This is a genomic window from Serratia sp. CY76391 (assembly GCF_052166695.1).
Taxonomy (GTDB): Bacteria; Pseudomonadota; Gammaproteobacteria; order Enterobacterales; family Enterobacteriaceae; genus Serratia; species Serratia nematodiphila.
The window spans coordinates 49,720-64,704 of sequence record NZ_JBJNOJ010000006.1; the positions used below are offsets into that span (position 1 = coordinate 49,720).

Genomic DNA, 14,985 nt, shown 5'->3' on the forward strand with positions numbered 1-14,985 from the left:
ATGAAAGAACTCGTTTTACCTCTGCCGGACGAGGCAGCGACTGTCGCTTTGGGCACCACTTTGGCCAAGGCCTGCGATCGCGCCAGCGTCATCTATCTCTACGGCGACCTGGGCGCCGGTAAAACCACCTTCAGCCGTGGTTTCCTGCAGGCGTTGGGGCATCAGGGCAACGTCAAAAGCCCGACCTACACGCTGGTGGAACCCTATGCCTTGCAGCCGCTGGCGGTGTATCACTTCGATCTGTATCGCCTGGCCGATCCGGAAGAGCTTGAATTCATGGGCATTCGCGATTACTTCGCGCAAGACGCCATCTGCCTGGTCGAATGGCCGCAGCAGGGCACCGGCGTGCTGCCGGAGCCGGACCTGGCGCTGCACCTCGGCTATCAGGGCGAGGGGCGAGAGGCGAAGATTGAGGCGATTTCCGCATACGGCAGCCAGTTGTTAGACCGCATTCATGGATCACAGGGATGATGCTGCAATGACGCAGGTGTTGAAAAAATTTGCGGTCATCATGCTGATCGCCGTGCTGGGGCCGCTCGGCGCGTTGAACGCGCTGGCGGCGTCCTCGCTGTCCGATATCAAAGTGTCGAACGCCCAACGCGAAGCGACGGTGTCGGTGAGCTTCAATGGCCCGCCGGATTATGCGTTTTTCCCGCTGCACGGCCCGGAACGGGTGGTGCTGGACGTTAACCAGAAGGGCAAAGTCGGCGGCCTGCCGCTCAACTTTAGCGGGCAAAACCTGGTAAAGAGCATTCGCTCCAGCGCGCCGAAAGACGCTCAGAGCGTGCGCCTGGTGTTTGATCTGACCCAGCGCGCCAAAACCCGCGTTTCCACTCGCCAGAACGGCGGCGTGCATACCGTGGTGTTCACCATTTCGGCTGAAGGCGGCGCCAATATCGTGGCGCGTAAAGCGCCGGTGCAAACGCCTCCGCCGGTCGCCGTCAGTCAACCGCCGCGTCAGGCGCCGGTTGCGGTGCGTGAAGCGCCGGAGCCGCCGCTGCGCAAAGCGCCGACGGGATCGAATCCCTTTACCCAAAAACAGACTGTGGTCGCAGGCACCGCCACTGAGGTCACGCCGCGCAGCAGCCGCGTTTCCGCCGGTTCCGGCGATCGGGTGGTGGTGGCGATCGACGCCGGCCACGGCGGCCAGGATCCGGGAGCCATTGGCCCGAGCGGGTTGAAAGAAAAGAATGTCACCATCGCCATCGCGCGCCGCCTGCAGGCGATGCTGGACGCCGATCCGCAGTTCAAACCGGTGCTGACGCGTAACGGCGACTATTTTATCTCGGTGATGGGGCGTTCCGACGTTGCGCGCAAACAGGGCGCCAACGTGCTGGTCTCCATTCATGCCGACGCCGCGCCAAACCGCAGCGCCAGCGGCGCTTCCGTCTGGGTGCTGTCTAACCGCCGCGCCAACAGCGAAATGGCCGGCTGGCTGGAACAGCATGAGAAGCAGTCTGAGCTGCTCGGCGGCGCCGGCGATTTGCTGGCCAACAGCCAGGCCGACCCTTATCTGAGCCAGGCGGTGCTGGATCTGCAGTTCGGCCACTCGCAGCGCGTCGGGTACGATGTGGCGGTGAAAGTGCTGCAGCAGCTGCAGAGCGTCGGATCGTTGCATAAACGCCGGCCGGAACACGCCAGCCTGGGCGTGCTGCGTTCGCCGGATATTCCATCGCTGCTGGTGGAAACAGGATTTATCAGTAATAGCACGGAGGAGCGGCTGCTGGGCAGTAGCGCGTATCAGGAGAAGATTGCCAAGGCCATTCATAACGGCCTGCGCAGCTACTTCCTGGCGCATCCGCTGCAAGCCGACCCAAAGGTGGAAAACCGACCGCTGGACGTCGCAGCGGCGGTTAACACCTCAACACCAGACGTGCGCCAGCCGGAGCCTATCGTCAGCCCGGCCGGCGCAAGCCGCAGCGTTAGCGGCAAGACCCAGATCCACGTGGTGAAGCGGGCGGAGACGCTGTCCGGCATCGCCGACAGCTACGGCACCACCATGGCGGCCCTGCGGGATCTGAACAAACTGAAGAAAGACGGCGTGTGGGTCGGGCAACGCCTGAAGGTGCCGGCGGGGAAAACCGCCGCCGTCACCGCCGTCGCCAAGGCGAAAACGCCGGCGAAGAAGCCGTCTAAACATAAAGTGGCCCGTGGGGACACGCTGTCCTCTATCGCTTCTCGTTATGGGGTCAGCGTCGGCGATCTGAAACGGGTCAATAATCTGAAGTCGGACGTCGCGCCGCTGGATCGGACGCTGACCATTCCGCAGGCCTAGCGCCACCGCTACAGGAGTCAGCATGCCTATCCAGGTGTTACCGCCACAGCTCGCCAACCAGATCGCCGCCGGAGAGGTGGTTGAACGCCCCGCGTCGGTGGTCAAAGAGCTGGTGGAAAACAGTCTGGACGCCGGTGCGACGCGCATCGATATCGATATCGAACGCGGCGGTGCCAAGCTGATCCGCATTCGCGATAACGGCTGCGGCATCGGCAAGGACGATCTGGCGCTGGCGCTGGCGCGGCACGCCACCAGTAAAATCAGCACGCTCGACGACCTGGAGGCGATCGTCAGCCTCGGCTTTCGCGGCGAAGCGCTGGCCAGTATCAGCTCGGTTTCCCGTTTGACCCTGACGTCGCGCACCGCCGAACAAAGCGAGGCGTGGCAAGCCTATGCCGAAGGGCGCGAGCAGGCGGTGACGGTCAAACCCGCCGCGCACCCGGTCGGCAGCACGCTGGAAGTGCTGGATCTGTTTTACAACACGCCGGCGCGCCGCAAGTTCATGCGCACCGAGAAAACCGAATTTGGCCATATCGATGAAGTGGTGCGGCGCATCGCGCTGGCGCGTTTCGATGTGGCGATCAACCTCAGCCACAACGGCAAACTGATCCGCCAATACCGGGCGGCGAAGGAAGAGAGCCAGCACGAACGCCGTTTGGGCAGCATCTGCGGCCCGGCGTTTTTGCAGCATGCGCTGAACATCGACTGGCAGCATGGCGATCTGAGCATCCGCGGTTGGGTGGCGGATCCGGACGGGGCGCGCCAGCTGGGTGAAATGCAGTATTGCTACGTCAACAGCCGCATGATGCGCGATCGCTTGATCAACCACGCCATTCGTCAGGCCTATCAGGATCAGTTGAAGGACGATCAGCAGCCCGCTTACGTGCTGTATCTGGAGGTCGATCCGCACCAGGTGGATGTCAACGTTCATCCCGCCAAGCACGAGGTGCGTTTCCATCAGGCGCGGCTGGTGCACGATTTTATCTACCAGGCCGTGACCACCGTGCTGCAACAGGCCGGGCAGACGCCGTCGCTGCCGCTGGCGGAAACGCCGGACGAAGCGCCCGCGCCGGTCTGGCAGCAGGAAAACCGCGTCGCCGCCGGCGGCAACCATTTTTCTCAGCCGGCGCCGCGCCGTGAAACGCTGCCACCGGCCGGCGCCGCCCGCGAGCGGGCGCCGCAGCCGAGCCGGCAAGCGGCGGGCGGCTATCAGAAACGCGAAGGCGAGCTGTACGGTAAACTGATGCAGCCCGCAGCCGAGCCGCCGGCCGAGGCCGCGCCGGAAGTCTCGAGCAAGCCGCCGCTGTTCCCGCCGGCGAAAGCCGCAGCGGAAACGCTGTTGGCGGGCGGCCAGCACAGTTTTGGCCGGGTGTTGATGATCCATCCGCCGTGTTATGCGTTGATTGAACGGCGTCAGCAGCCGGCGTTGCTTAACCTGACGGTGGCGGAACGCTGGCTGCGCCAGGCGCAGCTCAACCCGCCGGCAGAAGGGCTGCGGCCGCAGCCGCTGCTGATCCCAGTCAAGCTGACGTTGGAGAAGAACGAAGCGGCGGCCATTGCGCGGCATCAGGCGCTGTTGGCGGCGATGGGGCTGGATCTGCAGGCGGATCATGGCCGTGTGACGCTGCGCGCAGTGCCTTTACCATTACGCCAACAAAATTTACAAAAACTGATACCTGAACTGTTAGGCTATCTGGCCGAACATCAGGAGATGTCACCCGCGGTGCTGGCCACCTGGCTCGCTCGCCGCCTTGGCAGCGAACATGAACAGTGGAACACCTCGCAAGCGATACAATTGCTGACCGACGTTGAACGACTTTGCCCGCAGCTGGTCAAATCGCCACCGAGCGGACTTTTACAACCCGTTGATTTACAGGCCGCACTGGCGGCCCTCAAGCATGACTGACACTGAAATGACACCACGTCCCCCGGCTATTTTCATCATGGGGCCAACCGCCTCGGGCAAGACCGCGCTGGCGATCGCGCTGCGCGAACGCCTGCCGGTGGAGCTGATCAGCGTTGATTCCGCGCTGATTTACCGCGGCATGGATATCGGCACCGCCAAGCCGAGCGCCGAAGAATTGGCGCAGGCGCCGCACCGGCTGATCGATATCCGCGATCCCGCCGAAGCTTACTCGGCCGCGGAGTTTCGCGCCGATGCGCTGAAAGAGATGGCCGACATCACCGCCGCCGGTCGCATTCCGCTGTTGGTGGGCGGCACCATGTTGTATTTCAAGGCGTTGCTGGAAGGATTGTCGCCGTTGCCGTCCGCCGATCCCGCAGTGCGCGAGCGCATCGAACGGCAAGCGGCGGAGCAGGGCTGGGAGGCGTTGCACCGTCAGTTACAGGCGATCGATCCGGTCGCGGCATTGAGAATTCATCCGAATGATCCGCAGAGACTGTCCAGAGCACTGGAAGTTTTTTTTATTTCGGGTAAAACTTTAACGGAACTGACTAAAATTTCGGGTGAATCGTTACCGTATCAAGTTCACCAATTTGCGATAGCGCCGACCAGCCGTGAGTTGATCCATCAACGCATCGAGCTGCGGTACCATCAAATGTTGGCTGCGGGTTTTGAGACGGAAGCGCGTGCACTTTTCGCACGGGGTGATTTGCATACGGACTTGCCCTCCATTCGCTGTGTCGGTTACCGCCAGATGTGGTCATACTTGTCTGGTGAAATTAGTTACGATGAGATGGTTTATCGTGGTATTTGCGCAACACGTCAGTTGGCTAAACGCCAAATGACCTGGTTACGGGGTTGGGAGTCGGTCCATTGGTTGGACAGTGAAAAGCCGGGAGAGGCTTTGGACTCGGTGACACAGGTTGTTAGTGCATAGGTTGGGTGATTGTGTACAATTGCTGAGTATTCAGCGCGCAAATTTTTTACGTCGTTTATTTTAGAGCCGACAGGTTCTTAGTTACAAACAACAAGCAAATAAGGAAAAGATAGAATGGCTAAGGGGCAATCTTTGCAAGATCCGTTCCTGAACGCATTGCGTCGTGAACGTGTTCCGGTTTCTATTTATTTGGTGAATGGTATTAAGCTGCAAGGCCAGATTGAGTCTTTTGACCAGTTTGTCATCCTGTTGAAGAACACGGTTAGCCAGATGGTGTACAAGCACGCTATCTCTACCGTTGTCCCGTCACGCCCGGTTTCGCATCACAGCAACAACCCGAGCGGCGGTTCAAGCAACTATCACCATGGCAACAATCCGTCTGCGCAGCAACAGCCGCAGCAGGAAAGCGATGACGCTGAATAAAGCGCGTTGCAAGTCAACCATGACGGGGAGCATAAGCAGCCGCGGGCTGTTTATGTCCCCCAAACTCACGGTGAGTGTCCGTTTGAGAGGTTGCACGCTTGTTTGACCGTTATGAAGCCGGTGAGCAGGCCGTACTGGTTCATATCTATTTCTCGCAAGACAAAGATACGGAAGACCTCAACGAGTTCGAATCGCTGGTCTCCTCAGCCGGTGTCGAAGCTTTGCAAGTGGTGACTGGTAGCCGCAAAGCCCCGCATCCGAAGTACTTTGTCGGCGAAGGAAAGGCCGAAGAAATTGCAGATGCGGTGAAAGCCAGCGGCGCGTCTGTTGTCCTGTTTGATCATTCCCTTTCCCCGGCGCAGGAAAGAAACCTCGAGCGCCTGTGCGAATGCCGGGTGATCGATCGCACCGGGCTGATTTTAGACATCTTTGCCCAGCGTGCCCGCACCCATGAAGGTAAGCTGCAGGTGGAGCTGGCGCAGTTGCGTCACATTGCCACGCGTCTGGTACGCGGCTGGACGCACCTGGAGCGGCAAAAAGGGGGGATTGGCCTGCGTGGGCCGGGGGAAACCCAGCTTGAGACCGACCGTCGCCTGTTGCGCGATCGCATCAGCTTGATTCTGCGCCGCCTGGAGCGGGTAGAAAAGCAGCGTGAACAAGGCCGACGCGCGCGGACCCGCGCCGATGTGCCGACCGTATCGCTGGTGGGCTACACCAACGCCGGCAAATCCACCCTGTTTAACCGAATAACGTCTGCCGAGGTGTATGCGGCGGACCAGCTATTTGCCACCCTGGATCCTACGTTGCGGCGCATTGACGTGCCGGACGTGGGGGATACCGTGTTGGCGGATACCGTAGGCTTTATCCGGCACCTGCCGCACGATCTGGTGGCCGCCTTCAAGGCGACGCTGCAGGAAACGCGCCAGGCATCTCTGCTGCTGCACGTCATCGATGCCGCAGATCCGCGCGTCGATGAGAACATCGAAGCGGTGAACACCGTGCTGGCGGAGATAGACTCGGATGAAATTCCTACACTGTTAGTGATGAACAAAATAGATATGCTGGACGATTTTGTGCCGCGTATCGACCGCAACGACGAAAACCTGCCGATCCGGGTGTGGCTGTCCGCCGCCAGCGGAGAGGGTATTCCGTTGCTGTATCAGGCGTTGACGGAGCGCTTATCGGGGGAGATCGCGCATTACGAATTGCGCTTACCGCCACGGGCAGGCCGTCTTCGCAGCCGTTTTTACCAGCTTCAGGCGATTGAAAAAGAGTGGAACGAAGAAGACGGCAGCATTGGCGTGGTGGTGCGAATGCCGATCGTCGAATGGCGTCGTCTCTGCAAGCAAGAACAGGACCTGATTGACTTTATCGTATGATCATATCCTGTTACATTTATGCTTCGCGAAAGCCTGAAGTACCCAATCACAGAATATGGAGCTAAAACATGGCGTGGAATCAGCCCGGTAATAACGGACAGGACCGCGACCCGTGGGGGGGCAGCAATAACAATGGCGGCAACTCTGGCGGTAACAACAAAGGCGGTCGTGATCAAGGGCCACCTGATTTGGACGATATCTTCCGCAAACTGAGCAAGAAATTGAGCGGTTTCGGCGGGGGCAAAGGCTCCAACAGCAATAGCGGCGGCACCGGCACCTCTGGTCCGGGCTTCAGCGGCCGCATTATCGGTATCGCGGCGGTCGCCGTGGTGGTGATCTGGGCCGCCAGCGGCTTCTACACCATCAAGGAAGCCGAGCGCGGCGTCGTGACGCGTTTCGGTAAGTTCAGCCATCTGGTGCAGCCGGGCCTGAACTGGAAGCCGACCTTCATCGACGACGTGCGTCCGGTGAACGTGGAGTCCGTGCGCGAATTGGCAGCGTCCGGCGTGATGCTGACCTCCGATGAAAACGTGGTGCGCGTGGAAATGAACGTGCAGTACCGCGTGACCAACCCGGAAGCGTACCTGTTCAGCGTCGTCAATGCCGACGACAGCCTGAGCCAGGCGACCGACAGCGCCCTGCGCGGCGTGATCGGCAAATACTCGATGGACCGCATCCTGACCGAAGGCCGTACCGTGGTGCGTAACGATACGCAGCGCATGCTGGAAGAGACCATTCGTCCTTACAACATGGGCATCACGCTGCTGGACGTCAACTTCCAGGCGGCGCGTCCGCCGGAAGAGGTGAAGGCGTCGTTCGACGATGCGATCGCCGCGCGTGAGAACGAGCAGCAATACATCCGTGAAGCGGAAGCTTACGCCAACGAAGTTCAGCCGCGTGCGAACGGCCAGGCGCAGCGTCTGCTGGAAGACTCCAAGGCTTATAAGGATCGCACCGTCCTGGAAGCTCAGGGTGAGGTGGCGCGCTTTGCCAAGCTGTTGCCGGAATACAAGTCTGCACCGCAGATCACCCGCGAGCGTCTGTATATCGAAACCATGGAAAAAGTGCTGGGCCATACCCGTAAGGTGTTGGTGAGCGACAAAGGCAACAACCTGATGGTGCTGCCGCTGGATCAGATGCTGCGCGGCCAAGGCGCGGCGACGGAGAGCGGCAACAAGGATACCAGCCTGATTCGCCTCAATCCGAATCCTGCGCCGGCTGCCAACAGCAGCACTCCGCGCACCAGCGGCGGATCGGTTATGGATCAGCGCCGGGCGAATGCGCAGCGTGACGACACCACTCGCGTAGGGAGAGAGTAATCAATGCGTAAGTCTTTTGTAGTTATTGTCCTCGCGGTGCTGGTGGTGCTGTACGCTTCGCTGTTTGTGGTGCAGGAAGGCCAGCGCGGCATCGTGTTGCGCTTCGGCAAGGTGCTGCGCGATGGCGAAAACAAGCCGCTGGTGTATGCGCCGGGTCTGCACCTCAAGATCCCGTTTATTGAGACCGTGAAGAACCTGGATGCGCGCATCCAGACCATGGACAACCAGGCCGATCGCTTCGTGACCAGCGAGAAGAAAGACCTGATCGTCGACTCCTATCTGAAATGGCGCATCAGCGATTTCAGCCGTTACTATCTGGCGACCGGCGGCGGCGACGTCTCCCAGGCCGAAGTGCTGCTGAAACGCAAGTTCAGCGACCGTCTGCGTTCCGAAATCGGCCGCCTGGACGTGAAAGACATCGTGACCGACTCGCGCGGCAAGCTGATGTCTGACGTGCGTGACGCGCTGAACACCGGCACAGTGGGCGACGGCGAAGAAGTGGCGACCACCGAAGCCGATGACGCTATCGCCTCTGCGGCGGCGCGCGTTGAGCGGGAAACCACCGGCAAACAGCCGCAGGTGAACCCGAACAGCATGGCGGCGCTGGGCATCGAAGTGATCGACGTGCGTATCAAGCAGATCAACCTGCCGGCCGAAGTGTCCGACGCCATCTACCAGCGTATGCGCGCCGAGCGTGAAGCGGTAGCCCGTCGTCTGCGCTCGCAGGGCCAGGAAGAAGCTGAGAAGCTGCGCGCCAGCGCGGATTACGAAGTGACCCGTACCCTGGCGGAAGCAGAGCGTCAGGCGCGTATCACCCGCGGTGAAGGCGATGCCGAAGCGGCCAAGCTGTTCGCCAACGCGTTCAGCCAGGATCCGGATTTCTATGCCTTTATCCGCAGCCTGCGTGCCTATGAAGCCAGCTTCAAGGATAATCAGGACGTGCTGGTACTGAGCCCGGACAGCGATTTCTTCCGCTACATGAAGTCGCCTGATACCCTGCGCAAATAAGCGCGGGAGGCAATCTGAACGAGGGCCCGTTTACGCGGGCCCTTTCTCGTTTTTGGGGGATGCATGAACTCAACGATTTGGCTGGCGCTCGGGCTGGTTCTGGTGCTGGAAGGATTGGGGCCGATGCTGTTTCCGCAGGCCTGGCGCAAAATGATTGTGGCGATGTCGCAGTTGCCGGACGCGACGCTGCGGCGATTTGGCGGTGGAATAGTGGTTGCGGGCTGCGTGATCTACTATATGTTGAGCGGCCGCACGGGTCTTTAAAGTCTAGCCCAAAATTTATGCAATCGTATGCTAAAAGTGCTGAAAATCGAAAATTACGGTGGTAGAATCCATTTTTAAGCAATCGGTGATTTTGAAAAATGGGTAAGAACGTCGTCGTACTGGGCACCCAATGGGGTGACGAAGGTAAAGGCAAGGTTGTAGACCTGCTGACTGAACGGGCTCAATATGTTGTGCGCTACCAAGGTGGCCATAACGCTGGCCACACTCTGGTAATCAACGGTGAAAAAACCGTTCTTCATTTAATTCCTTCAGGTATTCTGCGTGAAAACGTCACCAGCATCATCGGCAACGGTGTTGTTCTGGCGCCGGACGCGTTGATGAAAGAAATGGGTGAACTCGAAGCGCGTGGCATCCCGGTACGCGAACGTCTGTTACTCTCCGAAGCTTGCCCGTTGATCCTGCCTTACCACGTTGCGTTGGATAACGCGCGTGAGAAAGCGCGCGGCGCGAAAGCGATCGGCACCACCGGTCGCGGCATCGGCCCGGCTTACGAAGATAAAGTGGCTCGTCGCGGCCTGCGCGTCGGCGACCTGTTCAACAAAGAAACCTTCGCCGTTAAGCTGAAAGAGATCGTCGATTACCACAACTTCCAGCTGGTCAACTACTACAAAGTTGACGCCGTCGATTATCAGGCGACGCTGGACTACGTGCTGTCTATCGCCGACATCCTGACCGCCATGGTGGTTGACGTTTCCGAACTGCTGGACGGCGCGCGCAAGCGTGGCGACCTGATCATGTTCGAAGGCGCTCAGGGCACCCTGCTGGATATCGACCACGGTACTTACCCGTACGTCACCTCTTCCAACACCACCGCCGGCGGCGTGGCTACCGGTTCCGGCATCGGCCCGCGTTATGTGGACTACGTGCTGGGCATCGTGAAAGCCTACTCCACTCGCGTGGGTGCAGGTCCGTTCCCAACCGAACTGTTCGATGAAACCGGCGAGTACCTGTGCAAGCAGGGTAACGAGTTCGGCGCCACCACCGGCCGTCGTCGTCGTACCGGCTGGCTGGACGCGGTAGCGGTGCGCCGCGCCGTGCAGATCAACTCCCTGTCCGGCTTCTGCCTGACCAAACTGGACGTCCTGGACGGCCTGAAAGAAGTGAAGATCTGCGTGGGCTACCGCATGCCGGACGGCCGCGAAGTGGACACCACTCCGCTGGCGGCTGAAGGCTGGGAAGGCATCGAGCCTATCTACGAAACCATGCCGGGCTGGAGCGAAACCACCTTTGGCGTGAAAGAGCACAGCAAGCTGCCTCAGGCTGCGCTGAACTACATCAAGCGCATCGAAGAAGTGACCGGCGTACCGGTAGACATCATCTCTACCGGCCCGGATCGCAGCGAAACCATGATCCTGCGCGACCCGTTCGACGCATAATCAGGCTTTGCGGCATTAAACAAACCGGGCGCGTCCCGGTTTGTTTTTATCCTGACTCCCTCCGATTGCGGTTTCACGTCAAAAAATCCTTTCATAAACCCGCCTTAGGGCGCGGGATTCGCTAAATAATTAGCGACGAACTCTCCGGCTGGTTTATTATCCAATGAGTAATCTTTTGAATAGCGCCGAAAAGCGGCGTATCAGACGGGTAAAGTGATACCCAGAGGTAAGATGTGCAGTTAACAAGTTTTACTGATTATGGCCTGCGGGCGTTGATCTACATGGCCTCGTTGCCGCAGGACAAGATGACCAGCATCTCGGAAGTGACCGAGGTTTATGGCGTGTCTCGCAACCATATGGTGAAGATCATCAATCAGTTGAGCCGGGTAGGTTTTGTCACGGCGGTGCGCGGTAAGCATGGCGGCATCCGTTTGGGCAAACCGGCCGAGAGCATTCGCCTCGGCGACGTGGTGCGGGCGCTGGAGCCGCTCGCGCTGGTTAACTGCAGCAGCGAGTTTTGCCACATCACCCCTGCCTGCCGATTGAAGCAGGTGCTCCACCAGGGCGTACAGAATTTCCTTGAAGAGCTGGATAAGCATACGTTGGCCGACATGGTCGAAGACAATCCGCCGCTCTACAAGCTATTGCTTGTCGAATAAAACGACGTTGAGAAGACAAGGCTCAACGTCATCCTGCTGATGACAACGGAGGAACCGCAATGTCACAAGATCCATTCCTGGAACGAGAAGCAGAAAAATACGAATCCCCTATCCCCAGCCGTGAATATATCCTGGCCCATTTGGCGAAAAGAGAAACGCCGGCCAGCCGCGAAGAACTGGGCAACGAATTGGGCCTCAGCGGCGAAGAACAGCTGGAAGCGCTGCGCCGCCGCCTGCGCGCCATGGAGCGCGATGGCCAGTTAGTGTTTACCCGCCGCCAGTGCTACGCGCTGCCGGAGCGTTTGGACCTGCTGCGCGGCACGGTGATCGGCCACCGCGACGGCTACGGCTTCCTGCGCGTCGAAGGCAGCAAAGACGATCTGTACCTGTCTGCCGAACAGATGAAAATGGCGATCCACGGTGACGTGGTGCTGGCGCAGGCCTTGGGCGCGGACCGCAAAGGGCGCCGCGAAGCGCGCATCGTGCGCGTGCTGGTGCCGAAAACCAGCCAGATTGTCGGCCGCTTCTTCATGGACGCCGGTACCGGCTTCGTGGTGCCGGACGACAGCCGTCTGAGCTTCGATATTCTGATCCCGGCGGACAGCGTCAGCGGCGCGCGCATGGGCTTTATGGTGGTGGTGGAGCTGACTCAGCGCCCAACCCGCCGCACCAAGGCGGTTGGCAAGATCGTCGAGATCCTCGGCGACAAGATGGGCACCAGCATGGCGGTGGACATCGCGCTGCGCACCCATGAGATCCCGCATACCTGGCCGCCGCAGGTGGAAAAGCAGGTGGCCGATCTCAGCGAACAGGTGCCGGAAGCGGCCAAGAAGGGCCGCGTCGATCTGCGCAAGCTGCCGTTGGTCACCATCGATGGTGAAGACGCGCGCGACTTCGATGATGCCGTGTACTGCGAGAAAAAACGCGGCGGCGGCTGGCGCCTGTGGGTGGCGATCGCCGACGTCAGCTACTACGTGCGTCCGCGCACCGCGCTGGACGATGAAGCGCGTAGCCGCGGCAACTCGGTGTACTTCCCGTCGCAGGTGATCCCGATGCTGCCGGAAGTGCTGTCCAACGGGCTGTGCTCCCTGAACCCGCAGGTCGATCGCCTGTGCATGGTGTGCGAGATGACCATCTCCGCCCAGGGGCGCCTGTCCACGGCCAAGTTCTACGAGGCGGTAATGAGCTCTCACGCCCGCCTGACCTACAACAAGGTGTGGCACATTCTGCAGGGCGATCAGGAGCTACGCGAGCATTACCATCCGCTGGTCAAGCACCTGGAAGAGCTGCACGCCATGTACAAGGTGCTGGATAAGGCGCGCGCCGAGCGCGGCGGCATCGCGTTCGAAACCGAAGAAGCCAAATTCATCTTCAACGCCGAGCGTCGCATCGAGCGCGTAGAGCCGACGGTGCGCAACGACGCCCACAAGCTGATCGAAGAGTGCATGATCATGGCCAACGTGGCGGCCGCGCGCTTTGTCGAGAAACGCAACGAGCCGGCGCTGTACCGCGTGCACGATCGTCCAAGCGACGATCACATCTCCGCGTTGCGCAGCGTGCTGAGCGAACTGGGGCTGACGCTGGGCGGCGGTAATAAGCCGCAGCCGAAGGACTATGCGGTGCTGATGGATGAGGTGTCCGAGCGCCCTGACCACGAAATGCTGCAAACCATGTTGCTGCGCTCGATGAAGCAGGCGATTTACGATCCGGAAAACCGCGGGCACTTCGGCCTGGCGCTGGCCTCTTACGGCCACTTCACCTCGCCGATCCGCCGTTATCCGGATCTGGCGCTGCACCGCGCGATCAAATACCAGCTGGCCAAGGAACACGGCGAGCCGAAAGAGCGCTGGACGCCGACCGGCGGCTGGCACAGCGAATTCGAAGAGATGCTGCAGCTGGGCGAACACTGTTCGATGACCGAGCGCCGCGCGGACGAAGCGACGCGCAACGTCGCCGACTGGCTGAAGTGCGACTTCATGCAGGATCACGTCGGTGAAGTGTTCAGCGGCATCATCTCCAGCGTGACCGGCTTCGGCTTCTTCGTGCGCCTGAACGATCTGTTTATCGACGGGCTGGTGCACGTATCAACGCTGGATAATGATTACTATCGCTACGATAATATCGGCCAGCGCCTGATCGGCGAGTCTTCCGGCACGGTCTATCGCCTGGGGGATACGGTGGAGATCCGCGTGGACGCGGTGCACATGGACGAGCGCAAGATCGACTTCGCGCTGGTATCCAGCACCCGCAAAGCGCGCGGTGAAGGCAAAACCGAGCGCGATCGCGCCAAGAAGGGCGGCCAGCGTACGCTGCGCGACAGCGGCAATGCGGGGCGCGGCAAGCGCCGCGGCGGCAAACCGCCGGCCAACTTCGAACCGGACAGCGCCTTCCGCAAGCAGGATGACGCCAAGCCCGCCGACAAGGTGAAGAAGGCGAAGAAGAAGGCCAAGAAAGCGTCCGACAAAACGCGGAAAATCGCGGCGGCGACCAAAGCCAAACGCGCAGCCAAGAAGAAAGGTGCCGAGCAGGCCTAACCTGCCGCACATCGTTACCATCGGCCGGTTATCGCCGGCCGCACGAATTTAAAAGAGCATCATGAGCGAAATTATTTACGGCATCCACGCCGTCAAAGCCCTGTTAGAGCGCGACCCGCAACGCTTCCTGGAAGTGTTTATCCTGAAAGGCCGCGAAGATCGCCGCCTGCAACCGCTGATCGCCGAGCTGGAAGCGACCGGCATCGTGATCCAGGTGGCGAACCGCCAATGGCTGGATGACAAGGTTGAAGGCGCGGTGCACCAGGGGATCATCGCCCGGGTGCGCGAAGGGCGCCAGTATCAGGAGAACGATCTGCCGGGCCTGCTGGAAAGCGTGGAGACGCCGTTCCTGCTGGTGCTGGACGGTGTGACCGACCCGCACAACCTCGGTGCCTGCCTGCGCAGCGCCGACGCGGCCGGCGTGCACGCGGTGATCGTGCCGCGTGACCGTTCCGCCCAGCTGAACGCCACCGCCAAGAAAGTGGCCTGCGGCGCCGCCGAAAACGTGCCGTTGATCCGCGTGACCAACCTGGCGCGCACGCTGCGTCTGCTGCAAGAGATGAATGTCTGGGTGGTGGGCACCGCCGGCGAAGCCGACCATACGCTGTATCAAAGCAAAATGACCGGCCCGATGGCGCTGGTGATGGGCGCGGAAGGCGAAGGCATGCGCCGCCTGACCCGCGAACACTGCGACGAGCTGATCAGCATCCCGATGGCCGGTACCGTCTCTTCGCTGAACGTGTCGGTCGCCACCGGCATCTGCCTGTTCGAAGCGGTGCGTCAGCGCGGCTGATTCTCCTGACGGGGGCGCTGTGCCCCCGCTAATTCCCCCTCTTGTGATCCCGCCTGCGGCAGAAATCCCTGCGCCGACCATACTTACTCCTGAC

At 60.4% G+C, this 14,985-nt stretch carries 13 protein-coding genes; all 13 read left to right on the plus strand.

The window, feature by feature from the left end:
- The 13 genes from tsaE (at position 1) to rlmB (ending at position 14,891) form a co-directional block, all read left to right on the plus strand.
- Positions 1–471 (plus strand): tRNA (adenosine(37)-N6)-threonylcarbamoyltransferase complex ATPase subunit type 1 TsaE, encoded by a 471-nt coding sequence (gene tsaE, locus ACJ8PN_RS11020; RefSeq protein WP_015376387.1) that lies wholly within the window; start codon positions 1–3, stop codon positions 469–471.
- 7 nt (positions 472–478) lie between these two features.
- Positions 479–2,275 (plus strand): N-acetylmuramoyl-L-alanine amidase AmiB, encoded by a 1,797-nt coding sequence (gene amiB, locus ACJ8PN_RS11025; protein WP_004929933.1) that lies wholly within the window; start codon positions 479–481, stop codon positions 2,273–2,275.
- A 22-nt stretch (positions 2,276–2,297) separates the two neighbouring features.
- Entirely contained in the window at positions 2,298–4,181 is a 1,884-nt protein-coding gene (mutL, locus tag ACJ8PN_RS11030) for a DNA mismatch repair endonuclease MutL (protein ID WP_442534938.1), read from the plus strand.
- Entirely contained in the window at positions 4,174–5,115 is a 942-nt protein-coding gene (miaA, locus tag ACJ8PN_RS11035) for a tRNA (adenosine(37)-N6)-dimethylallyltransferase MiaA (RefSeq protein WP_004933679.1), read from the plus strand. The genes mutL and miaA overlap by 8 nt, the downstream gene beginning before the upstream one ends.
- 114 nt (positions 5,116–5,229) lie before the next feature.
- On the plus strand, positions 5,230–5,538 hold the full coding sequence (hfq, locus tag ACJ8PN_RS11040; protein WP_004933678.1) for an RNA chaperone Hfq: 309 nt from the start codon (positions 5,230–5,232) through the stop codon (positions 5,536–5,538).
- A gap of 98 nt (positions 5,539–5,636) precedes the next feature.
- Entirely contained in the window at positions 5,637–6,917 is a 1,281-nt protein-coding gene (gene hflX, locus ACJ8PN_RS11045; protein WP_004933675.1) for a ribosome rescue GTPase HflX, read from the plus strand.
- Between the two features lie 68 nt (positions 6,918–6,985).
- Positions 6,986–8,236, plus strand: coding sequence for an FtsH protease activity modulator HflK (gene hflK, locus ACJ8PN_RS11050; protein WP_442534939.1), 1,251 nt, complete (start codon positions 6,986–6,988; stop codon positions 8,234–8,236).
- A gap of 3 nt (positions 8,237–8,239) precedes the next feature.
- Positions 8,240–9,244, plus strand: a complete 1,005-nt coding sequence (gene hflC, locus ACJ8PN_RS11055) for a protease modulator HflC (protein WP_004933669.1) — start codon at positions 8,240–8,242, stop codon at positions 9,242–9,244.
- Positions 9,245–9,307: 63 nt separating this feature from the next.
- The gene (locus ACJ8PN_RS11060) at positions 9,308–9,508 is read left to right on the plus strand and encodes a DUF2065 domain-containing protein (protein ID WP_004933666.1); all 201 of its coding nucleotides are present in this window, start codon (positions 9,308–9,310) and stop codon (positions 9,506–9,508) included.
- Positions 9,509–9,606: 98 nt separating this feature from the next.
- On the plus strand, positions 9,607–10,905 hold the full coding sequence (locus tag ACJ8PN_RS11065) for an adenylosuccinate synthase (RefSeq protein WP_004933663.1): 1,299 nt from the start codon (positions 9,607–9,609) through the stop codon (positions 10,903–10,905).
- Between the two features lie 233 nt (positions 10,906–11,138).
- The gene (nsrR, locus tag ACJ8PN_RS11070) at positions 11,139–11,564 is read left to right on the plus strand and encodes a nitric oxide-sensing transcriptional repressor NsrR (protein ID WP_004933660.1); all 426 of its coding nucleotides are present in this window, start codon (positions 11,139–11,141) and stop codon (positions 11,562–11,564) included.
- A 59-nt stretch (positions 11,565–11,623) separates the two neighbouring features.
- On the plus strand, positions 11,624–14,098 hold the full coding sequence (gene rnr / locus ACJ8PN_RS11075) for a ribonuclease R (RefSeq protein WP_048325821.1): 2,475 nt from the start codon (positions 11,624–11,626) through the stop codon (positions 14,096–14,098).
- 61 nt (positions 14,099–14,159) lie between these two features.
- Entirely contained in the window at positions 14,160–14,891 is a 732-nt protein-coding gene (rlmB, locus tag ACJ8PN_RS11080; protein WP_004933653.1) for a 23S rRNA (guanosine(2251)-2'-O)-methyltransferase RlmB, read from the plus strand.
- Positions 14,892–14,985 lie beyond the last annotated feature (94 nt).

Excerpts from the sequence above, each read along its gene's own strand:
- hfq (WP_004933678.1), top strand. The coding sequence starts at position 5,230 with ATGGCTAAGGGGCAATCTTTGCAAGATCCGTTCCTGAACGCATTGCGT.
- hflC (WP_004933669.1), top strand. The coding sequence starts at position 8,240 with ATGCGTAAGTCTTTTGTAGTTATTGTCCTCGCGGTGCTGGTGGTGCTG.
- mutL (WP_442534938.1), top strand. The coding sequence starts at position 2,298 with ATGCCTATCCAGGTGTTACCGCCACAGCTCGCCAACCAGATCGCCGCC.
- hflK (WP_442534939.1), top strand. The coding sequence starts at position 6,986 with ATGGCGTGGAATCAGCCCGGTAATAACGGACAGGACCGCGACCCGTGG.
- ACJ8PN_RS11065 (WP_004933663.1), top strand. The coding sequence starts at position 9,607 with ATGGGTAAGAACGTCGTCGTACTGGGCACCCAATGGGGTGACGAAGGT.
- miaA (WP_004933679.1), top strand. The coding sequence starts at position 4,174 with ATGACTGACACTGAAATGACACCACGTCCCCCGGCTATTTTCATCATG.
- ACJ8PN_RS11060 (WP_004933666.1), top strand. The coding sequence starts at position 9,308 with ATGAACTCAACGATTTGGCTGGCGCTCGGGCTGGTTCTGGTGCTGGAA.
- rlmB (WP_004933653.1), top strand. The coding sequence starts at position 14,160 with ATGAGCGAAATTATTTACGGCATCCACGCCGTCAAAGCCCTGTTAGAG.
- amiB (WP_004929933.1), top strand. The coding sequence starts at position 479 with ATGACGCAGGTGTTGAAAAAATTTGCGGTCATCATGCTGATCGCCGTG.
- tsaE (WP_015376387.1), top strand. The coding sequence starts at position 1 with ATGAAAGAACTCGTTTTACCTCTGCCGGACGAGGCAGCGACTGTCGCT.
- rnr (WP_048325821.1), top strand. The coding sequence starts at position 11,624 with ATGTCACAAGATCCATTCCTGGAACGAGAAGCAGAAAAATACGAATCC.